At 71.8% G+C, this 20,312-nt stretch carries 19 protein-coding genes; 1 reads left to right on the top strand and 18 read right to left on the bottom strand.

The genetic code is table 11. From position 1 onward, the window contains the following. The first annotated feature begins 63 nt into the window (after window positions 1–63). Entirely contained in the window at window positions 64–291 is a 228-nt protein-coding gene (locus tag OHL10_RS16630) for an RNA-binding S4 domain-containing protein (RefSeq protein ID WP_265523350.1), read from the top strand. 2 nt (window positions 292–293) lie between these two features. On the opposite strand, the gene OHL10_RS16625 is transcribed toward OHL10_RS16630, so the two are convergent. From OHL10_RS16625 to OHL10_RS16540, 18 genes are all read right to left on the bottom strand, one after another. Continuing rightward, a complete protein-coding gene (locus OHL10_RS16625; RefSeq protein WP_265523349.1) occupies window positions 294–704 on the bottom strand; it encodes a pyridoxamine 5'-phosphate oxidase family protein in 411 nt (136 codons plus the stop codon). Between the two features lie 55 nt (window positions 705–759). Next, window positions 760–4,311 (bottom strand): DNA polymerase III subunit alpha, encoded by a 3,552-nt coding sequence (gene dnaE / locus OHL10_RS16620; RefSeq protein WP_265523348.1) that lies wholly within the window; start codon window positions 4,309–4,311, stop codon window positions 760–762. A gap of 80 nt (window positions 4,312–4,391) precedes the next feature. Continuing rightward, complete coding sequence (locus tag OHL10_RS16615) at window positions 4,392–4,895, bottom strand: GNAT family N-acetyltransferase (protein WP_265523347.1); 504 nt, start codon at window positions 4,893–4,895, stop codon at window positions 4,392–4,394. Beyond that, a complete protein-coding gene (locus OHL10_RS16610; protein ID WP_265523346.1) occupies window positions 4,892–5,824 on the bottom strand; it encodes an RluA family pseudouridine synthase in 933 nt (310 codons plus the stop codon). The genes OHL10_RS16615 and OHL10_RS16610 overlap by 4 nt, the downstream gene beginning before the upstream one ends. Then, on the bottom strand, window positions 5,821–6,468 hold the full coding sequence (gene lspA / locus OHL10_RS16605) for a signal peptidase II (RefSeq protein WP_265523345.1): 648 nt from the start codon (window positions 6,466–6,468) through the stop codon (window positions 5,821–5,823). The genes OHL10_RS16610 and lspA overlap by 4 nt, the downstream gene beginning before the upstream one ends. Window positions 6,469–6,495: 27 nt before the next feature. Further along, window positions 6,496–6,957, bottom strand: coding sequence for a TraR/DksA family transcriptional regulator (locus OHL10_RS16600; protein ID WP_265523344.1), 462 nt, complete (start codon window positions 6,955–6,957; stop codon window positions 6,496–6,498). Window positions 6,958–7,105: 148 nt separating this feature from the next. Beyond that, window positions 7,106–7,774: a DivIVA domain-containing protein gene (locus tag OHL10_RS16595; protein ID WP_265523343.1), complete on the bottom strand. Its 669-nt coding sequence runs from the start codon at window positions 7,772–7,774 to the stop codon at window positions 7,106–7,108. A 169-nt stretch (window positions 7,775–7,943) separates the two neighbouring features. Beyond that, complete coding sequence (locus tag OHL10_RS16590) at window positions 7,944–8,234, bottom strand: YggT family protein (protein ID WP_265523342.1); 291 nt, start codon at window positions 8,232–8,234, stop codon at window positions 7,944–7,946. 24 nt (window positions 8,235–8,258) lie between these two features. Then, the gene (locus tag OHL10_RS16585) at window positions 8,259–8,747 is read right to left on the bottom strand and encodes a cell division protein SepF (RefSeq protein WP_265523341.1); all 489 of its coding nucleotides are present in this window, start codon (window positions 8,745–8,747) and stop codon (window positions 8,259–8,261) included. Window positions 8,748–8,906: 159 nt separating this feature from the next. After that, window positions 8,907–9,668, bottom strand: a complete 762-nt coding sequence (pgeF, locus tag OHL10_RS16580; protein WP_265523340.1) for a peptidoglycan editing factor PgeF — start codon at window positions 9,666–9,668, stop codon at window positions 8,907–8,909. A 6-nt stretch (window positions 9,669–9,674) separates the two neighbouring features. After that, on the bottom strand, window positions 9,675–10,985 hold the full coding sequence (gene ftsZ, locus OHL10_RS16575; RefSeq protein WP_265523339.1) for a cell division protein FtsZ: 1,311 nt from the start codon (window positions 10,983–10,985) through the stop codon (window positions 9,675–9,677). A 168-nt stretch (window positions 10,986–11,153) separates the two neighbouring features. Next, window positions 11,154–12,074, bottom strand: coding sequence for a cell division protein FtsQ/DivIB (locus tag OHL10_RS16570; RefSeq protein WP_265523338.1), 921 nt, complete (start codon window positions 12,072–12,074; stop codon window positions 11,154–11,156). Between the two features lie 89 nt (window positions 12,075–12,163). After that, complete coding sequence (gene murC, locus OHL10_RS16565) at window positions 12,164–13,504, bottom strand: UDP-N-acetylmuramate--L-alanine ligase (protein WP_265523395.1); 1,341 nt, start codon at window positions 13,502–13,504, stop codon at window positions 12,164–12,166. 73 nt (window positions 13,505–13,577) lie between these two features. Beyond that, window positions 13,578–14,732, bottom strand: coding sequence for an undecaprenyldiphospho-muramoylpentapeptide beta-N-acetylglucosaminyltransferase (murG, locus tag OHL10_RS16560; RefSeq protein ID WP_425499032.1), 1,155 nt, complete (start codon window positions 14,730–14,732; stop codon window positions 13,578–13,580). Window positions 14,733–14,819: 87 nt separating this feature from the next. After that, window positions 14,820–16,259 carry a putative lipid II flippase FtsW gene (gene ftsW / locus OHL10_RS16555; RefSeq protein ID WP_265523336.1) on the bottom strand — a complete coding sequence of 480 codons (1,440 nt, stop codon included), beginning with the start codon at window positions 16,257–16,259 and terminating at the stop codon, window positions 14,820–14,822. Between the two features lie 5 nt (window positions 16,260–16,264). After that, entirely contained in the window at window positions 16,265–17,746 is a 1,482-nt protein-coding gene (gene murD / locus OHL10_RS16550; protein ID WP_265523335.1) for a UDP-N-acetylmuramoyl-L-alanine--D-glutamate ligase, read from the bottom strand. Beyond that, window positions 17,746–18,846, bottom strand: a complete 1,101-nt coding sequence (gene mraY / locus OHL10_RS16545; RefSeq protein WP_265523334.1) for a phospho-N-acetylmuramoyl-pentapeptide-transferase — start codon at window positions 18,844–18,846, stop codon at window positions 17,746–17,748. The genes murD and mraY overlap by 1 nt, the downstream gene beginning before the upstream one ends. Beyond that, entirely contained in the window at window positions 18,843–20,282 is a 1,440-nt protein-coding gene (locus tag OHL10_RS16540; protein ID WP_265523333.1) for a UDP-N-acetylmuramoyl-tripeptide--D-alanyl-D-alanine ligase, read from the bottom strand. The genes mraY and OHL10_RS16540 overlap by 4 nt, the downstream gene beginning before the upstream one ends. Window positions 20,283–20,312: the final 30 nt, after the last annotated feature.

Below are 20,312 nucleotides of genomic sequence, written 5' to 3'. Positions count from 1 at the left end.
TTCCGGCCCGCGTGGCCCGGGCGCCCCGTCCGCAGGAGACGATGCGCAGGAGACAATGGCGGGATGAGCACCCCGACCACGGTGAAGATCACCGACGACGTCATCCGCCTCGGCCAGTTCCTCAAGCTCGCCGGGCTCGTGGAGTCCGGCGCCCACGCCCGGGTCCTCCTCTCCGAGGGCGAGGTCAGCGTCAACGGTGAGGTGGAGACACGCCGCGGCCGCCAGCTGCACCGCGGGGACGTCGTGGCCGTCGCGCACCCCCAGGGCAGCGCCGAAGCCGTCGTCGGCTGAGCTCAGGACGCCATGTACGTCGAGGACATCACCTTGTCCGGCGTCAGGCGCAGCACGATCCGCTCCGGGTTGGGCTGGAGCTGGCGGTACCGACGGGCGTAGCGCTCGACGGCCTCGGCGATCTCCGCAGGATCCTCGACGACCTCGACGGTGCCCTCCAACGTCAGCCAGCGACCGCCGTCGACCTGGCAGAGCGCGGCCCGCGGCCGGTGCCCGTCCTGGTCACCCGTGCGGCCGGCGTTGCGCGCCTTGACCGAGGCGCGGTTGGCGGTGATACGGGCGACACCCGCCTCGGAGTCCCACGTGAACGCGACGGGGACCACGTGCGGCGAGCCGTCGGCCCGCAGTGTCGTGAGGGTCGCGAGGTGTCGCTCCGTGACGAAGACGCGCTGCTCGGGGTTCAGGTGGATCACGAGGGTCGAGTCTATGCGAGTCCGCCGTGTGACCTCCGGGCCTGACGGCGAACCGTCAGACGGAGAGGCAGGACGGGCCGAGCAGCGCCTTGAGGTCGCCGTAGAGCGCGGGTGACTTCTCGACGCGCAGGCGGTCCTCCAGTCGCATGACCTTCGTCCGGCCGGGGCTCGCGAGCCGCAGGTGCACCTCCGTGACGCCCGGGTGGGTCGTGAGGATCTCCCGCAGCCGCTCGACGACGGGCGGGGTGCAGCGCGACTCCGGCAGGCTCACCAGGACCGGGCTCTCGGCGACCGTCGAGACGTCGGGCAGCGAGACCTCCATCGCCTGCAGCTGCATGGTCTCGTCCCGCCGGCGCACGCGTCCGCGCAGCACGACGACCTGGTCCTCCGCGAGGATCGTGGAGTACGCCAGGTAGGTCTCGCCGAAGAACATCACCTCGACGGCGCCCTCGAGGTCCTCGATCGTCACCGCGGCCCACGGGTTGCCGTTCTTGCTCATCTTGCGCTGCAACGACGTGATGAGACCCGCGACCGTGACGGTCGACCCGTCCTGGCGGCCCTCGTCCGTCATGAGGGCGGCGATGCCGGTGTCGGCGGCGCGGGTGAGCACGTGCTCGAGCCCGGACAGCGGGTGGTCCGAGACGTACAGCCCGAGCATCTCCCGTTCGAAGGCCAGGCGCTGCTTCTTGTCCCAGTCGGGGATGTCGGGGACGTCGACGCTGAACGACATCGTCGGGTCCTCCCCGCCGAGGTCCGCGAAGAGGTCGAACTGGCCCTTGGCCTCCTCGCGCTTGACGCTGATCACGGACTCGACGGCCTGCTCGTGCACCACCAGGAGCGCGCGCCGCGCGTGACCCAGCGAGTCGAACGCCCCTGCCTTGATGAGCGACTCGATGGTCCGCTTGTTGCAGACCACGGCGGGCACCTTGTCGAGGAAGTCCGTGAAGGACGTGAACTCCCCCTTCGCCTCGCGCGTGGCGACGATCGCGTCCACGACGTTCGCGCCCACGTTGCGGATCGCGGTCAGGCCGAAGCGGATGTCGACACCCACCGCGGTGAAGTTCGCGGCCGAGGAGTTGACGTCCGGCGGCAGGACGGTGATCCCCATCCGCCGGCACTCGTTGAGGTACAGCGCCGACTTGTCCTTGTCGTCGCGCACGCTCGTGAGGACCGCGGCCATGTACTCGGTCGGGTAGTTCGCCTTGAGGTAGGCGGTCCAGTACGCGACGAGCCCGTACCCGGCGGAGTGGGCCTTGTTGAACGCGTAGCCCGCGAACGGCACGAGCGTGTCCCACACCGCCTGGATCGCGCCGTCGGAGTACCCGCGCTCGCGCATGCCGGCCTGGAAGGGGATGAACTCCTTGTCGAGGATCTCCTTCTTCTTCTTGCCCATCGCGCGGCGCAGCAGGTCGGCCTGCCCGAGGGTGTACCCGGCGAGAACCTGGGCAGCCTTCTGCACCTGCTCCTGGTAGACGATGAGGCCGTGGGTCTCGTCGAGGACCTCCGCGAGCGGCTCCGCCAGCTCGGGGTGGATCGGGGTGATGGGCTGCTGGCCGTTCTTGCGCAGCGCGTAGTTCGTGTGGGAGTTCATGCCCATCGGACCCGGCCGGTACAGGGCGATGACGGCGGAGATGTCCTCGAAGTTGTCCGGGCGCATCTGCCGCAGGAGCGAGCGCATCGGGCCGCCGTCGAGCTGGAACACCCCGAGGGTGTCGCCGCGCGAGAGCAGCTCGTAGGCCTTCGGGTCGTCGAGCTCGAGGGTCTCGATCTCGATCGGGTCCTTGCCGTTCATCACGATGTTCTCGAGCGCGTCGTCGAGGATCGTGAGGTTGCGCAGCCCCAGGAAGTCCATCTTGATCAGGCCGAGGCCCTCGCAGGTCGGGTAGTCGAACTGCGTGATGACGGCGCCGTCCTGCAGGCGCCGCATGATGGGGATGATGTCGATGAGCGGCTCGCTCGACATGATGACGCCCGCGGCGTGCACGCCCCACTGGCGCTTCAGCCCTTCGATGCCCTTCGCGAGCTCGACCACCCGCTGCGCGTCGGGGTCGCCGGCGTGGAGCTGGCGGAACTCCTCGGCCTCGGCGTACCGCGAGTCCGCGCTGTCGAAGATGCCACCCAGGGAGATGTCCTTGCCCATGACGGCAGGGGGCATCGCCTTGGTGAGCTTCTCCCCCATCGCGAACGGGAACCCGAGCAGCCGGGAGGAGTCCTTGAGAGCCTGCTTGGCCTTGATGGTGCCGTACGTGACGATCTGTGCGACCCGGTCGTCGCCGTACTTGTCGGTGACGTACCGGATGACCTCGGCGCGCCGGCGCTCGTCGAAGTCGACGTCGACGTCGGGCATCGAGACACGCTCGGGGTTGAGGAACCGCTCGAAGATCAGGCCGTGCTGCAGCGGGTCCAGCTCGGTGATGCCCATGAGGTAGGACGCCATGGACCCGGCCGCGGAGCCACGCCCCGGACCGACGCGGATCCCCTGCGCCTTGGCCCAGTTGATGAAGTCCGCAACGACGAGGAAGTAGCCGGGAAAACCCATCTGGATGATGACGTCGGTCTCGTACTTCGCCTGCTGGCGCGAGGCGTCCGGCACGCCGCCGGGGTAGCGGGTGTGCAGTCCGCGCTCGATCTCCTTGACGAACCAGCTCGTCTCGTCCTCCCCCTCGGGGACGGGGAAGCGCGGCATGTAGTTCGCCGAGGTGTTGAACGACACGTCGCACTGCTCGGCGATGAGCAGCGTGTTGTCGCAGGCCTCGGGGAGCTCGGACCACATCCGACGCATCTCCGCGGCCGACTTCACGTAGTAGCCGTCGCCGTCGAACTTGAAGCGGTCGGGGTCCGCGAGGGTGGACCCGGAGTTGATGCACAGGAGCGCCTCCTGCGACGTCGAGTCCTCCTGCTTGACGTAGTGCAGGTCGTTCGTCGCCACGAGCGGTGCGCCGATGGTCTCGGACAGCCGCAGGAGGTCCTTGAGGACCCGGGTCTCGATATCGAGCCCGTGGTCCATCAGCTCGATGTAGAAGTTCTCCTTGCCGAAGATGTCCTGCAGCTCCCCGGCAGCCCGCACGGCCTCGTCCCACTGACCGAGGCGCAGCCGCGTCTGGATCTCTCCGGACGGGCAGCCCGAGGACGCGATGAGGCCCTTGCCGTACGTCTGCAGCAGGTCGCGGTCCATGCGCGGCCACTTGCCCATCTGCCCGTCGAGAGACGCCAGCGAGCTCGCCCGGAACAGATTGTGCAGGCCCTCGTTGTCCCGGGCCCACATGGTCATGTGCGTGTACGCGCCGCGCGCCGAGACGTCGTCGGACTCCTGACCCTTGTCCCCGTACCGCACCCGCGTCTGGTCGAACCGGCTCGTGCCGGGCGTGACGTACGCCTCGACGCCGATGATCGGCTTGATCCCGGCGTTCGTCGCCTTGGACCAGAAGTCGAACGCACCGAAGACGTACCCGTGGTCGGTCGTGCCGATCGCCTTCTGCCCGAGCCGCGCGGTCTCGGTGAACAGGTCGCCCAGCCGCGCCGCGCCGTCGAGCATCGAGTACTCGGTGTGGACGTGCAGGTGGACGAAGTCGTCGGACTTCCGGGACTCGGCGACGGCAGACGGCATGCGAAGAGTCTAGGTCGAGCCTCGGACACTCCTCGGCGTGTCGCCGGTGCGTCCTCCGTGGGTCTTGTCTCAGCCCTGTCTCAGCCCAGGTCCTGCGGGCGCCGGAGGACCTTGACGGCGTCCCGGTGGTCGATCCCGGCGTCCAGGTAGACAGGGCCGTGGAGCTCGTAGCCGAGGCGCTCGTAGAAGCCGCTGGCCTGCGTCTGAGCGCTGAGGAGCACACGGACCTCGGCGCGACCCGTCGTGCCCGACGACGCGTGGTCGGCGAGCGCGATCTCCTCGAGGGCCTGCATCACGAGGGCTCCGACACCGTGCCCGCGCGCGGACGGCGCCACCGCGACCCGTCCGACATGAACCTCGCCGGGGTGCGCCGCGTCGGTGAGCAGGCGACCGGTGCCCACGACCTCGCCGTGCTCAGCGCGCCGGACGACGACGTGGGCCGTCGTCGGTGCCCGGTCGAGCTCGTCGACCTCCTCGTCGAGCGGGACTCCCTGCTCGTCGACGAAGACGGCGATCCGCAGGGCGAACGCCTCGGCGAGCGTCGCGGCGTCGGTGGCGCGCGAGACGAGCAGCCGAGGGCTCACGCGTACGTGTCGCGCAGCACACCGAGGGCGCGGGCGAGGTCCTCGGGGTACTCGCTCGTGACCTCGAGCCGGCGCCCCGTCGACGGGTGCTCGAACCCCAGGCGCATCGCGTGCAGCCACTGGCGCTGCAGCGCGACCTTGGCGGCGAGCGACGGGTCGGCGCCGTACGTGAGGTCGCCGACGCAGGGGTGGCGCAGCGCGGAGAAGTGGACCCGGATCTGGTGCGTCCGTCCGGTCTCGAGGTGCACCTCGACGAGGGAGGCCGCGGGCAGCATCTCGAGGACCTCGTAGTGCGTGACGGACGGCTTGCCCGCCGCCGTGACGGCGAACTTGTAGTCCGCGCTCGGGTGCCGCCCGATCGGGGCGTCGATGGTGCCCGTCGTCGGCTCGGGATGACCCTGCACGAGCGCGTGGTAGACCTTGTCGACCGTGCGCTCCTTGAACGCGCGCTTGAGCGTGGTGTACGCGTGCTCGGACTTCGCGACGACCATCAGTCCGGACGTGCCGACGTCGAGCCGGTGCACGATCCCCTGGCGCTCGGCCGCGCCCGACGTCGAGATGCGGTAGCCGGCGGCGGCGAGCGCACCCACGACCGTCGGCCCCGTCCAGCCGGGCGAGGGGTGCGCGGCGACACCGACCGGCTTGTCCACGACCACCAGGTCGTCGTCGTCGTGCACGATCCGCATGCCCGGGACGGGCTCGGCCACGACCGGGGGCGCCTCGGCCTGCGGCTCGGGGATCTCGACCTCGAGCCAGGCTCCCGCCAGGAGCCGGTCCGACTTGCCGACCGGTCGACCGTCGACCTGCACGTGACCGGCGGCGGCGAGCTCCGCCGCCCTGGTCCGGGAGAGCCCGAGCAGCCGGGACAGCGCCGCGTCGACGCGCTCCCCCGCCAGACCGTCGGGCACCGGGAGCGACCGCTGGCTCATCGGGACGCCTCGGTCGGGTCGGTCGGAGCCTCGGCCCCCTGCGGATCGTCGACATGCCGACGGCCGTCGAGCCCGATCCCCCGTAGCGAGAGGATGGCGATCATGACCGCCGCGACCACGATCGCGATGTCCGCGACGTTGCCGACGAAGAAGCCGGCGTAGTCGATGAAGTCCACGACGTGCCCGCGTGCGAAGCCGGGCTCCCGGACGAGACGGTCGATGAGGTTGCCCACCGCGCCGCCCAGGAGCAGTCCCAGCGCCAGCGCCCAACCACGCGAACCGATCCGGCGGATCATCCGGACGATGACGACCACCACGACGACCACGACGACCGTCAGGACCCAGGTCAGGCCGGTCGCGATCGAGAGCGCGGCCCCCGGGTTGTACAGCAGGCGCCACTGGATGAGCTCACCGATGACCGGGACGGGGTCGTCGCCGAGCACGAGCGCGCTCTCGGCCCAGTACTTCGTCACCTGGTCCAGCGCGATGACGAAGAGGGCGAGCGCGACGGTCCACAGACCCAGCACCGGCCTGCCCGACGGCGCGGGCGCAGCCGTCCGCGCGGGTGCTGCGACCGGGTCGTCGGGGCCGGATCGCTGCTCGGAGGGCTCTGGACTCTGGGGGGACTGCTCGGTCGATGACATCGCCGGCAAGTCTGCCACGTCGCAGGGTCAGCGACGCTCTTCGCGCTGCTTCGCCTCGACGGACAGGTTCGCCCGGGGGAACGCCTGCAGTCGCGCCTTGCCGATCGGCAGGCCGGTCGCCTCGCAGGTCGCGTAGGTCCCCTGCGCGATCCGGTCGAGAGCGTGGGACGTCTGCTGCAGCAGGTCGCGCACGTTGTTCACGAGCGTGAGCTCCTGCTCCCGCTCGAGCGCGCTCGAGCCCGAGTCGGCCTGGTCGTCGCCGGCCCCGTCGCCCGAGTTGCGGAGCAGCTCCGAGAGCTCCTCGTCGGCCGCGGCGAGCTCGCTCTCGAGGCGGTCCTTCTCCTCGATCAGCTCGGCCGCGAGCTCCTCGACCTCCTTGAGGGTCCACGGCTCCTCGCCGTCCCGCACAGGGAACGACTTCACGTCGCGCGCGAGGTTCGGGAACTGCTGACGAACGGCTGCGCGTGCCGCGCTGGTGAGCTTTGCCATGTCACCCTCCTGGGTCGAATTCGCCCGACAGTAGACGTCGCGACCGGTCCGCACAACACACCACGCCGGATGTCCGACGTGGTGCGAGCGCAGACCGGCCGCGACCGGGCGATGCGGCGTCGTGCCGCGATGCGGTGTGTGTGGTGCGTCAGATACCGGGCGAGAGCTCGTTCGGCCGGCCCCCGGAGGACCCGGAGCGCGGCGGCAGGGCGCTGCCACGGTTGTCCAGGTCGCCGAGCAGGTTCTGCAGGTAGCTCTTGAGGCGCGTGCGGTAGTCCCGCTCGAAGAGCCGCAGCTCGTCGATCTTGCGCTCGAGCAGCGACCGCTCCTGCTCGAGCTGCGAGAGAGTCCGGTGTGACGTCTCCTCGGCCTCCTGGACGATCCGCGCACCCTCCTCCTTCGCCTCGGCGATGAGTCGGTCACCCTCGTCCTGCCCGGAGCGCACGTAGTCGTCGTGCAGCTTCTGGGCGAGCTGGAGCATACCCGTGGCGGATTCGGGCTCGTTCCCACCGGTCTTGGCCGTGACCGCCGCGGAGATCGGGGCCGGTGCGGGTGCGACCGGCTCAGGAGCGGGCTTCACCTCCGGCGCCACCGGGGCGGGTGCGGGGGACGAGGCGTCTGCACGACTGAGCTCGGCGATCCGACGCTCCGCGGCGGCGAGCTTCGTCGTGAGGCCGTCGTTCTCCTCCTGGAGGGTGTTGAGCGTGCGCACCACCTCGTCCAGGAAGTCGTCGACCTCTTCGACGTCGTACCCCTCGCGGAACTTGGTCGCCGCGAACTTCTTGTTCAGGATGTCCTCTGCAGTCAGCAGTGCCATCGGTTCACCTCAATGCGTTTGCGCTGTCGGTCCGTGCGATCTCGACGATCACCACAGTCCAAAGTAGCGGAGTTTATCGGGATGGGACGGCTCAGGACGTCGGTGCGGGGCGCCCAGTGACGGGCGCCACGCCTCCACGACCGGTCGCCGGTCGAGCGGGCTGGTGCTCCTAGAGGCTCCGGACCACCCCGCCCGCGAACGAGACGAGGAGGAAGAGCACGAGGAACGCGAGGTCGAGTCGCACCTGACCGAGCGTGAGCGGCGGAATGACCCGCCGCAGTGCACGCAACGGCGGGTCCGTGGCCGAGTAGACGATCTCGGCGACCACGAGCATCAGGCCCCGAGGCCGCCAGTCCCTGGCGAAGACCTGGACCCAGTCCAGGACGAGTCTCCCGATCAGGATCAGGAGGTAGACGAAGAGCAGGAAGGAGAGCAGGCCGGTAAGGAAGTCCCAGATCACGGGTCAACTGTGCCAGACTCCGGCTCAACTCTGGTTGAAGAAGCCTGCTCGACCCGGCGCGGCGGTAGTGGGCGCCTTCTCCTCGGCCGTCACCTCAACATGCTCGGGCGACAGCAGGAACACCTTGTTGGTGACCCGCTCGATGGCGCCGTGCAGCCCGAAGATGAGGCCGGCGGAGAAGTCGACAAGACGCTTCGCGTCCGCGTCGTCCATGTCCGACAGGTTCATGATGACCGGCGTCCCGCCGCGGAACGCCTCGCCGATGACCCGCGCGTCGTTGTAGGACCGCGGGTGCACCGTGGTGATCCGGCGCAGCTCGGACGCCGACATGTTCGTCTGCGGAACCTCCCGGGGACCGACCGCGCGGTGCAGCGGGGTCACCTGGGCCTGGTAGTCGTGCGGCACGTCTGCCCCTAACTCGTCGAGCTCGTCGACGTACTCGTCCTGCTCACCCTCGCCGCGATCATCGGCGAGGCCCAGGTACAGCATGGTCTTCCGAAGCGCTCCGGCCATCGCCCTCTCTCCGTCCTCCACGTGGTCAACCTGCGTGGCTACGTCTGATCACTCACCGTCCGGGACGGTCCAATCACGCTAACCGAGCACGAGCGTCGACCGGCGCACGACACGCCCAGGCGTGTTGACCTGACGGTGCGAGATGCTGTAGCGCGTCGCTCATCGTTCGGCCGGTGCCTCGAGGGCGATCACGCCCGCGAAACGACCGGTCGTGGTACCGCCTCGGCTCGCGCGACGGTGGGAGAAATAGCGCTCGTCGGTGATGGTGCACACGTCCAGGAGCGTCACGCTCGCCCCCGCGTCCCGCAGGTCTGCGGCGACACCTGCCGGCAGGTCGAGCGCGGGCGTCCCCCGCTCGGTCGTCGACCACGTCGCCGGACGGCGGGTCGCGACCTCGGCCCGCATCGCGTCGGGCACCTCGTAGCACCGTCCGCACGCGCACGGCCCGACGACCGCACGCACGCGGGAGGGCGACGCACCGAGCGCGACCATCGCCTCGAGCGCGCGCAGCACGACGCCCGAGTGCACGCCACGCCGGCCGGCGTGCGCGACGCCGACCACGCGGGCGAACGGGTCCGCGAGCAGCACCGGGACGCAGTCGGCGACCAGCACACCGAGGCCGACGCCGGACACGGTGGTCACGAGCGCGTCTCCCTCGCCGCACGTGTGCTCCCCGGCAGGTGCCGGACCGTCGACCCGCAGGACGTCGGCGCCGTGGACCTGGGTCGCGTAGGTCGTCGGGGCGCCCAGCCACGCGCTCACCCGCGCGCGGTTGCGCACGACCCGCGCGGCGTCGTCGTGCACCCCGAGCCCGAGGTTCAGGCTCGCCCACGGGGACGGCGACTCCCCGCCCTCGCGGCCGGTGAAACCGGCGCGCACGCCGCGACCGAGGTCGACGGTGAGGACGGGGAGGGGGGGCACGCGTGCTTACTTGAGGAAGTCGGGAACGTCGAGCTCCTCGACCTTGCGCCGGGCCGGCTCCTCGTCGAAGATCCGGGGGACCTCGACCTGCCCGTTCTGTCCGGCGGACGACCCGTCGGCGTTGTGGTTCTGCTCCTCGCCGACGACCGTGAAAGCCGGAGCCGGGGCGGCGGGGACCGGTACCGGGGTCACACCACCGTCGAGCGTGACGGGGACGTCATCACCGTCCGTCGTGATCGGGACGACCGGGCGCGGCAGCGTGTGGGCTCCGGTCGCCGGCGCCGGGACCGCCGGCGCGGACGGGACCGGGGCGGGCTGACCCGCACCCGCGACCTGACCGAGCCCACGAGCGTCCTTGCGGGTCTGCGGCACACCACCGTCGAACCCGGCGGCGATGACGGTCACCCGCACCTCGTCGCCCAGCGCGTCGTCGATGACGGCACCGAAGATGATGTTCGCCTCGGTGTGCGCGGCCTCGTGGACGAGGCGCGCCGCCTCGTTGATCTCGAAGAGCCCCAGGTCGGAGCCGCCCTGGATCGACAGCAGCACACCGTGCGCACCGTCGATCGAGGCCTCGAGCAACGGAGAGGAGATCGCGAGCTCGGCCGCCTGCACCGCGCGGTCCTCGCCACGGGCGGACCCGATGCCCATGAGGGCGCTGCCCGCGCCCTGCATGACCGACTTGACGTCGGCGAAGTCGAGGTTGATGAGGCCGGGGGTCGTGATGAGGTCGGTGATCCCCTGGACGCCGGAGAGCAGCACCTGGTCGGCCGAGTGGAAGGCGTCGAGCGCCGACACGCTGCGGTCCGACATGGACAGCAACCGGTCGTTGGGGATGACGATGAGGGTGTCGACCTCGTTGCGCAGGGCCTCGATCCCCTGGTCCGCCTGCACCGAGCGCCGTCGCCCCTCGAACGTGAACGGTCGAGTCACGACACCGACCGTCAGCGCACCCAGCGAGCGCGCGATACGCGCGACGACCGGTGCACCGCCGGTACCCGTTCCGCCACCCTCGCCCGCGGTGACGAACACCATGTCGGCGCCCCGCAGCACGTCCTCGATCTCGTCGGCGTGGTCCTCCGCGGCCTTCTTGCCGACCTCGGGGTCGGCCCCCGCACCCAGACCCCGGGTGAGCTCACGTCCGACGTCGAGCTTGACGTCGGCGTCCGACATGAGCAGTGCCTGGGCATCGGTGTTGATCGCGATGAACTCGACACCCTTGAGGCCGACCTCGATCATCCGGTTGACGGCGTTCACGCCACCACCGCCGATGCCGACCACCTTGATCACTGCTAGGTAGTTCTGCGGAGTTGCCACGTCAATGCCTCTCGATCCTGTAGCCCTCAACCTTCACCCTCAACTAGAGGGTTATAGTTATGTCAGGTTGTGCTCTGTGTCGACGGTAGGTGCCCGTCGTGGTCCTATCAACGACCCGCCTGCGCGTGTCGGCAAGTTGTCGGCAGATTCGTCGGCCGGTCGGCCTCGTCAGCGGGTGATCGGCAGCGTCGGGGCCGAGACGTCGTAGAACTCCACGTCCTCGTTCTCCGGCAGGGAGCGCAGCATGGTGAGCACCTCGATCTTCAGGGCAGCGTCCTGCGAGCTCCCCCACTCGACGACCGCTCCGTCCCGCAGCGTCATGACGACGGCGTCCTGCGTCGCGGCCGAGACCTCCTCCACCTCGAGTTGCAGCTCCCGCGGCAGCGCCCCAAGGACCACCAGCGCCGCGTGCAGCGACCTCGCTCCCGTCTCGTCGAGCGGTGCGTCGATCTCGGGCAGCCCGTCGGGTACGGCGTCGGTGGTCGCGACCCGCACACCCTCCTGGTCCAGCAGCGCGAAGGCACCGTCGACCGGCACCGCCGCGACGGGCTCGCGCGACTGCAGGACGACGTCGAGCCCGTCCGGCCAGGCGCGCAGGATCTGCACGTCGCGCACACCGTTGAGGGCCATGATCTCCTCGCGCAGCGCCAGCGTGTCCAGGCGTGGCAGCGGCACCCCGTCGACCTGCGCGACGACGGCCTCGACCTCCGCGAGATCGATGACCGTCCCCTCCCCCGAGATCTTCACCTCGGCAGGGTCGGCGCCCAGGACCGGGGACCAGAACACCACCCAGACCGCCGCGCCCAGCGCGACGGCGCCCGCCGTCCATGCCAGCGCCCGCCGCCAGATCCGGTGCCTGCGCATCGCCGACCGCTCGGCGAGGCGCTCCGCCATCCCGAGACTGACCACTCCCGGACGGGCGGGCGACTCGGCCGCGCGGCGCGCGGCCGGGGTCGGGCCGACAGGAGTCGCGCCCGTGCCACGGCGGACGCGCTCGACGTCGCGGCCCGTGGGGAACGGGATCGGGTCGCCGGCGGCAGGCACCGTCGGCTTCTTGCGTGCCGCGGGCTTGCCGGCCTGTCGTGGCACCGCACCGGTGTCGGTCCGCTCGCCGGCCGGGCGAGGAGCGGACCGAGGGGCAGGGCGGGACGCCGGCCGCGGTCGGGCGGGCGGGCGCATCAGTCCGACCGCTCCCCGAGCGCGGCGAGGATCACCGGGCCCAGCTCGGTGACGTCACCCGCGCCGACCGTCAGCACGAGGTCGCCAGCGCGCGCCAGGGCGGCGACGACCGCCGCGGCCTCGAGCCGGTCGGCGACGGCGCGCCCCCGGCCCGGTGGCATCCGGTCGACGACGGTCGACGCATCCACCGTCGGGTCGAGCTCCTCGCGGGCCGCGTAGACACCGGTCACCACGACCTCGTCGGCGGCACCGAGCGCGTCGGCGAACTCCTGCGCGAACTGACGCGTCCGGGAGTACAGGTGCGGCTGGAAGAGGACCAGGACCCGCCCGGTCCCGGCGACCGGCCGCGCGGCCGCGAGCAGCGCCGCCACCTCGGTGGGGTGGTGCGCGTAGTCGTCGACGACACGCACCCCGGCCGCCTCGCCGCGCGGGTCGAACCGCCGCCCGGTGCCGAGGAACTCCCCCGCACCGCGCGCGGCCTCGGTGAGCCCGACGCCCAGGAGCGTCGCGACCGCGACGGCGGCCGCCGCGTTGAGCGCGTTGTGCAGGCCCGGCACCCGGAGCGCGAGCTCCGTGGTGTCCTCGCCGAGGTCCAGCCGGGCGAGCAGACCGTGCGCACCGTCCGGGACGACGTCGCGCACCCGGAGGTCGACGTCCGGGTGCGTCCCGTAGGTGAGCACCGTCCCGCCGGTCTCCCGGTGTGCGGCGGCCAGGGCACGCGCACCCGGGTCGTCCGCGCACGCCACGAGTGTCCCGCCCGGGACGATGCGCGCGGCGAACGCGACGAAGGCCCGCTCGAAGGCCTCGCGCGAGCCGTAGTGGTCCAGGTGGTCCGGCTCGACGTTCGTCACGACACCGATCGTCGGCGCGTAGTTGAGGAACGACCCGTCGGACTCGTCCGCCTCGGCAACCAGTACCGCCCCCGTGCCCAGGTGGCCCCCCGGGACCGGCCCGTCGGCCGTGACGACCGTGCCGCCGATCGCGAAGGTCGGGTCGAGACCGGCCGCCCGCAGGATCGTGGCGACCATCGCCGACGTCGTCGTCTTGCCGTGCGCGCCGGCCACCGCGACGGACCGCCGACCCACCATGAGCGCGGCGAGCGCCTCGGACCGGTGCAGGACGCGCGTCCCCGCGGCGCGGGCCGCCGCCAGCTCGGGGTTGTCCTCGCGGACGGCGCTCGAGACCACGACGGTGTCGACCCCCGCGACGTGGTCGGCCTCGTGCCCCACCCACACCGTGAGGCCGGCGTCCCGCAGCTCGTCGAGCACCGCGCCCGCGCGGGCGTCGGCCCCCTGGACCTGCACCCCCCTCGCGGCGAGCAGCCGCGCCACGACCGACATCCCGGCGCCGCCGATCCCGACGAGGTGCGTGCGCCCGAGGTCCGCAAGGGCCACCGGGGCGCCCTGCCCGCCGTCAGCCACGGCCGGCCTGCTCGGCGACGGCGGCCTCGACGAGGTCGGCGACGCGCTGCGCACCGTCCCGCACACCGGCGCCGGCCGCGGCGGACGCCATGGCCGCGAGCCGTTGCGGGTCTGCGACGAGGGCGGGCACCTGCTCGGCGACCCACGTGCTCGACAGCTGCTCGTCGTCGATCAGGAGCCCACCCCCGGCGTCGACCACCGGTGCGGCGTTGAGCCGCTGCTCGCCGTTACCGACCGGCAGCGGCACGTAGACGGCGGGGATCCCGAGGGCGGCGAGCTCGCTCACGGTGCCCGCACCCGAGCGGCACACCACGAGGTCGGCGACGGCGTAGGCGAGGTGCATCTCGCCGAGGTACTCCCGCACGTCGTACCGGCCGACGAGCGCGGTCGGGACGGTCCCCGCCGCGACCGCGCGGCCCAGCTCCTCGCGGACGGCGTCCCCCTTGCCCTTGCCGGTGAGGTGCAGCACCTGTGCGCCCGCCGCGAGCAGGTCGCCGACCGCCCCGGACACGGCCGTGTTGAGGCTCAGCGCACCGAGCGACCCCCCGGTCACCACGACCGTGCTCAGGCCGGCGTCGAGGCCGAGCTCCTGCGCGGCGGCGGCCCGCGCGGCCCGGGCGTCGACGGCCCGCGCGCGCACGAGCTCGGCGATCTCCCGCCGCAGCGGCAGGCCGGTGACCTCGCCTCCCCGCAGCGGCGTGTCCGGGAACGTGACCCCGATGCGTGCGGCCCACCGGGCCCCCGCGCGGTTCGCGAGACCCGGACGGGCGTTCTGCTCGTGGATGACGATCGGGACACCGCGTCGGTGCGCCGCCACGTAGGCAGGCGTCGAGACGTAGCCGCCGAAACCGACGACGACCTGGGCGCGCGACTCGTCGATGACCGCCCCGGCCGCCTCGACGGCCGCCTTGAACCGGCCCGGGAGCGAGACCCACTCGGCGCTCGGACGACGCGGCATCGGGACCCGCGGCACGTGTCGCAGCGGGTAGCCGCGTGCCGGGACGAGCTCGCTCTCGAGCCCGTTGGCCGTCCCGAGCACCGTGATGGCGACGTCGGGGTCACGCTCGCGGAGCTCGTCGGCCACCGCGAGGAGGGGGTTGACGTGCCCGGCCGTACCGCCGCCCGCCAGAACTGCTGAACTCACCACGTACGTCGTCACCTGTCTTCGTCTTGTGCTGGACTGCTGCAGAAGTGCCTCGTGCCGGCCGGCGCCGTCACGTCGTCGTCACCGTCATCACCGGCGTCGCATCCGTGCGCGCCCGGCACGTCCCGCCCGCCCGACGACGCCGAGCGACCTGCGCACGACGCTGCCCCGGGCGGCGAGCGCCTCCGCGGCGCCCGGCTCGGTGCGCGCGAACGAGATGACGACGCCCATGGCGATCAGCGTGACGATGAGCGCCGACCCTCCCGCGGAGACCAGCGGCAGGGGGATGCCGATCACGGGCAGCAGGCCGATGACCACGCCGATGTTGATGAACGCCTGGCCGACGACCCAGCAGGCGATCGCCGCGGTCGTGATCTTCACGAACGGGTCGGGGTGCCGGCGCACGACGCGGCTCATCGCCAGGCCGAGCACGGCGAACAGCGCGAGCACGAGCAGCGTCCCGAGCAGCCCGAGCTCCTCGCCGATCACGGAGAAGATGAAGTCGTTGTGCGCCGCGGGCAGGTAGTTCCACTTCTCGCGGCTCGCGCCGAGGCCGACGCCGCTGAACCCTCCGGTGCCCAGGGCCCACAGGCCGTGCTGGGACTGGTAGCACTCGTTCGCGGTGTCGCACGCGGCGCCGTAGGTCGACGCGATGCGCTCCATGCGGTTGCTGCCGGCCTGTCCCACGACGAAGAACCCGACGATCGCCGCGGCGCCCACGACGGCAGCGCCGACGAACAACCGGAGGTCGATGCCCGCGACGAAGAAGGCGCCGGCCGCGAGGAGAGCGACGACCAGCGCGGTCCCGAGGTCGTGACCCGCCATGACGAGGCCGAACACCAGCAGTACACCAGGCGCGGCGGGGATCAGCGCATGGCTCCAGCTGCCCAGCAGGCGCTGCTTGCGCCCGAGGACCGCCCCGAGCCACACCGCGAGGGCGAGCTTGGCGAACTCGGCCGGCTGGAACGAGATGCCGGCCACGTAGACCCAGCCCGTGTTGCCGCCCTCGCCGCGCGCCAAGGGCGTGAAGACGAGCATCTGCAGGCCGAGCGCGCCCAGGAGGAAGACCCACGAGAACCGCCGGTAGAACGTCACCGGCAGGCGGGTGGCCACGATCATCAGGGGGACACCGATGAGCGCGAACTGCGCCTGCCGCAAGAAGACCCCGTACGCCGACGAGCCGTCCGAGATCGACGTGACCGCCGAGCTCGACAGGACCATGACGAGACCGATGACGGCGAGCAGCGTCGTCGCGCCGATCAGCAGGTAGTAGCTCGTGACGGTGCTGTTCCACTGACCGAGCCACGGCCGAGAGCTCGCAGTCTCCGGGCGCCGGGCGCGCTCGGTCGCCGCGCGAGGCGTCCGGGATGCGCTCCCGCGCGTCGTCGACGAGCGCGCCGGAGACCGCGCAGCGGCCGTCGAGCCCGCCGACTTCGAGGCGGTCGACGTCGTCGAGCCGCGCCGCACCGGGCGCCTCACCGTCCCCGCCCGGGCGTCCGTCGCCGGGCGACGGCTCGTGGTCTGGGCCATGGGGGCTACCCCTCCGGTCCGGTAGGCACCTCGGGGGTGTGCAGGTCACGGACGGCGGTCGCGAACGCCTCGCCGCGCTCCGCGTACGAGCGGAACTGGTCCATGGACGCGCAGGCCGGCGCGAGCAGCACCGTGCCGCCCGCCTCGGCGAGCTCACGGGATCGTTCGACGGCTCGGCGCATCACCGTCCCAGTCTCCCCAGGATCGACCGCCACGACGGGGATATCGGGAGCGTGTCGAGCGAGCGCGTCCCGCATCGGCGCCTGGTCGACCCCGATGAGCACGACGGCACGGAGCCGGTCGGCACGGGTCGCGACCAGCTCGTCGAACGTCGCGCCCTTGGCCAGACCGCCCGCGATCCACACCACGGTCCCCCGCTCGAACGACGCGAGGGACGCCGCAGCCGCGTGGGCGTTGGTCGCCTTCGAGTCGTCGACGTAGGCCACGCCGTCCACGACCGCGACCTGCTCGATGCGGTGCCCGCCCGGCCGGAAGGTCCGCAGCCCGTCGCGCACGGCCGCCGCTCCGACTCCGTGGGCCCGCGCGAGCGCCGCCGCGGCGAGCGCGTTCGCCACGACGTGGGCAGGCACGGTGCCGTCCGGTCCTGCGAGGTGGCCGAGGTCCGCGAAGGTCGCCAGCTCCTGGGCGTGGGTGAGCCGGGCGGGGTCGTCCGCCGCCGCGTGGAACGCCCGGTCGACGAGCACGTCCTCGACGAGCCCGAGCTGCGAGGGCCGTGGCGCGCCCAGCGTGAAGCCGACCGCGCGGGCGCCCTCGACGACGTCGGCGGCACGCACCAGGTCCTCGGTCCGGGGGTCGGCGACGTTGTAGACGCACGCGACCTCGGCACGCTCGTAGACCCGCCCCTTGTCCGCCGCGTAGGCGTCGAGGCCGCCGTGCCAGTCGAGGTGGTCGGGCGCGATGTTGAGCACCGCACCCGCCTGCACGGACATCGAGTGGGTCGAGTGGAGCTGGAAGCTCGACAGCTCGACCGCCAGGACGTCCAGCATCGGGTCGAGCGCCGCGCTGACGACGGGGGGGCCGACGTTCCCCACGGCCACCGCGCGCAGGCCCGCGGCGCGCAGGATCGACTCGAGCATCTCGACGGTCGTCGTCTTGCCGTTCGTCCCGGTCACGGCGAGCCAGCTCGCCGGGGTGCTCGTCCCGGCGCGCGGCACCCGCAGCCGCCAGGCCAGCTCGACCTCGCTCCACACCGGGATGCCCCGGGCGGCGGCGGCCTCAAGGAGCGGGCTCGACGGCGCCCAGCCCGGTGAGGCGATCACCAGGTCGACCGAGTCGAGCATGGTGGGGTCCGCATCCGGGGCGTCCGCGTCGGGTGCCGAGCGGTCGACGGTCGTGACCCTCCCGGCCCGGCCGTCGAGCGCGGCCACGACAGCACGCCCGGACACCCCCAGCCCGGCGACCAGCACGTGCGCCTCGTTCAGGGGCACTGCGGGGTCGACGACCGGTGCGGCGTCGTGCGCACCCACTAGCCGACCACCCACTCGGCGTAGAAGATCCCCATCCCGAGCCCTGCGAACAGCCCGGCGATGAGCCAGAACCTGATGACGATCGTCACCTCACCCCACCCGGAGAGCTCGAAGTGGTGGTGCAGCGGCGCCATCTTGAACACCCGCCGGCCCGTCATCTTGAAGAAGCCGATCTGGATGACGTCCGACATGACGATGATCACGAGCAGGCCACCGATGATCGCGGCGAGGATCTCGGTCCGCGACAGGATCGACAGACCGGCGAGCGCGCCACCCAGTGCGAGCGATCCCGTGTCTCCCATGAAGATCTTCGCGGGGCTCGCGTTCCACCACAGGAAGCCGAAGCACGCGCCCATGATGGCGGCGGCGACGATGGCGAGGTCCTGGGGATCGCGCACCTCGTAGCAGCGCGGACCCGCGGACGCGAGGATCTGGCAGCTCTGGTTGAGCTGCCAGATGCTCACGAGGATGTAGGCACCGAAGACGATGAGCGAGACGCCCGTCGCGAGACCGTCGAGACCGTCGGTGAGGTTCACCGCGTTCGACCAGGCGGTGATGAGGAAGTTCGCCCAGATCACGAACAGGATGAGGCCGACCGTGACCCCGGCGAACGCGAGGTCGAGGTTCGTGTCCCGCAGGAACGAGATCCGGGTGGAGGCCGGAGTACGCCCGTTCTGGTTCGGGAACTGCAGCGCGAGCACGGCGAACGTGACGCCGATGATCCCCTGGCCGAGGATCTTCGCCCGCGCGGACAGGCCGAGACTGCGCTGCTTCTTGATCTTGGTGAAGTCGTCGAGGAAGCCGACGAGCCCGAGTCCCGTCATGAGGAAGAGCACGAGGATCGCGGAGATGCTCGGTGTCCGGCTCTCGCCCGACAGCAGCGAGGAGACCACGTAGGAGATCGCCCAGCCGATGAGCGTCGCCCCGATGATCACCACCCCGCCCATCGTCGGGGTACCGCGCTTGGTGAAGTGCGCGGTCGGGCCGTCCTGACGGACGAACTGCCCGTAGTTGCGGTGCACGAGGAACCGGATGAACAGCGGCGTGCCGAGCAGCGCGACCGCGAGCGACGCGCTCGCCGCGACGAGGATGGCGATCATGCGCGGCCCCCCTCCACGGCGGCGGAGCCTTGCTCCGCCAGCTCGTCGCCCAGGCGCCACAGGCCGGAGCCGTTCGAGGCCTTGACGAGGACAACGTCGCCGGGGCGCAGCTCGTCGGCCAGCACGGCGGAGGCGGCGCGCACGTCCGAGACGAAGACCGACTCGTCGCCCCACGACCCTTCCTGGGTCGCGCCGTCGTGGATGCCGCCCGCGCCGTCGCCGACGACGACGAGCTGCTTGATGTTCAGCCGCACGACGAGCCGACCGATCTCGTCGTGCGCGGTCCTCGAGTCGGGGCCGAGCTCGAGCATCTCGCCCAGCACGGCGACCGAGCGCCGCTCCCTGCCGGCCATCACGGCGAGCGCCTTGAGCGCGGCCCGCATGGAGTCTGGGTTGGCGTTGTACGAGTCGTCGATCACCGTGATCCCGTCGGGCCGCTCGGTCACCTGCATCCGGTGCGGACTCAGCGCCCGCGCGGCGGTGAGCCGCGACGCGACGGCCTGCGGGTCAAGACCGAGGCGCAGCGTCGCCGCCGCAGCCGCCAGGGCGTTGGTGAGGTGGTGCTCGCCGACGAGCTGCAGGTCGACCGGCGCCAGCACCTCGTCGGCCTCCGTGGGCGAGCCCTGGCGCACGCGCAGCACGAACGAGACCGTGCCCTGGCGGGAGATGCGGATGTCCTGCGCTCGCACGTCCGCGGTCGGGATCGTCCCGAAGGTCACGACGTCGCCCGGGGCTCCCTCACGCATCGCGACGACCCGCAGGTCGTCGGCGTTGAGCACCGCGGTACCCCCGGGGGCAAGGCCTGCCACGATCTCCGCCTTCGCGGCCGCGACGGCCTCGATCCCGCCGAACTCGCCGAGGTGGGCCGCGCCGACCGTCAGCACGACCGCGACGTCCGGCGGCGCGATCCGCGTCAGGTACGTCAGGTGGCCCGCCCCGCTGGCACCCATCTCGAGAACGAGGAAGCGCGTGGACTCGTCGGCCTCGAGCACGGTGAGGGGCAGGCCGATCTCGTTGTTGAACGACCCGCGTGGGACCACGGTCGCGCCCTCGGCGCCGAGCAGCTGGCCCAGCAGATCCTTCGTCGTCGTCTTGCCGACGGAGCCGGTCACCGCGACGACCCGCAGGTCGCCCGCGGCACGCAGGCGCACGAGCACCTCGCGGGCGAGCTCACCGAGCGCACGCTGGACGTCGTCCACCACCACGCACGGCACGTCGAGCTCCCGCTCCGCCAGGACGAGGTGTGCACCTCGACCGACGGCCACGTCGGCGTAGTCGTGGCCGTCGACGTGCTCGCCCGCGAGCGCGACGAACAGGGCGCCCGGCCCGGCGAGCCGCGAGTCGACGACGACCGGACCGGTCACCGTCACCGTGGGGTCGGCGACGACCCGCCCGCCGGTCGCTGCGGCGACCTCCGCCGCAGTCAGCGCGATCATCCGTGGTGCTCCTTCAGCTCGTGGTGGTGC

The organism is Oerskovia flava (assembly GCF_026163685.1).
GTDB lineage: Bacteria > Actinomycetota > Actinomycetes > Actinomycetales > Cellulomonadaceae > Oerskovia_A > Oerskovia_A flava.
The sequence above is the reverse complement of the archived record's forward strand: the minus strand, read 5'-3'. Positions and strand labels throughout refer to the sequence as shown.

Excerpts from the sequence above, each read along its gene's own strand:
- OHL10_RS16630 (WP_265523350.1), top strand. The coding sequence starts at position 64 with ATGAGCACCCCGACCACGGTGAAGATCACCGACGACGTCATCCGCCTC.
- dnaE (WP_265523348.1), bottom strand. The coding sequence starts at position 4,311 with ATGCCGTCTGCCGTCGCCGAGTCCCGGAAGTCCGACGACTTCGTCCAC.
- OHL10_RS16610 (WP_265523346.1), bottom strand. The coding sequence starts at position 5,824 with ATGAGCCAGCGGTCGCTCCCGGTGCCCGACGGTCTGGCGGGGGAGCGC.
- lspA (WP_265523345.1), bottom strand. The coding sequence starts at position 6,468 with ATGTCATCGACCGAGCAGTCCCCCCAGAGTCCAGAGCCCTCCGAGCAG.
- OHL10_RS16600 (WP_265523344.1), bottom strand. The coding sequence starts at position 6,957 with ATGGCAAAGCTCACCAGCGCGGCACGCGCAGCCGTTCGTCAGCAGTTC.
- OHL10_RS16595 (WP_265523343.1), bottom strand. The coding sequence starts at position 7,774 with ATGGCACTGCTGACTGCAGAGGACATCCTGAACAAGAAGTTCGCGGCG.
- OHL10_RS16585 (WP_265523341.1), bottom strand. The coding sequence starts at position 8,747 with ATGGCCGGAGCGCTTCGGAAGACCATGCTGTACCTGGGCCTCGCCGAT.
- murC (WP_265523395.1), bottom strand. The coding sequence starts at position 13,504 with ATGTCGGTCGTGGCGCGGCTGCTCGCCGCGAGGGGGGTGCAGGTCCAG.
- ftsW (WP_265523336.1), bottom strand. The coding sequence starts at position 16,259 with ATGGCCCAGACCACGAGCCGTCGCCCGGCGACGGACGCCCGGGCGGGG.
- mraY (WP_265523334.1), bottom strand. The coding sequence starts at position 18,846 with ATGATCGCCATCCTCGTCGCGGCGAGCGCGTCGCTCGCGGTCGCGCTG.
- OHL10_RS16540 (WP_265523333.1), bottom strand. The coding sequence starts at position 20,282 with ATGATCGCGCTGACTGCGGCGGAGGTCGCCGCAGCGACCGGCGGGCGG.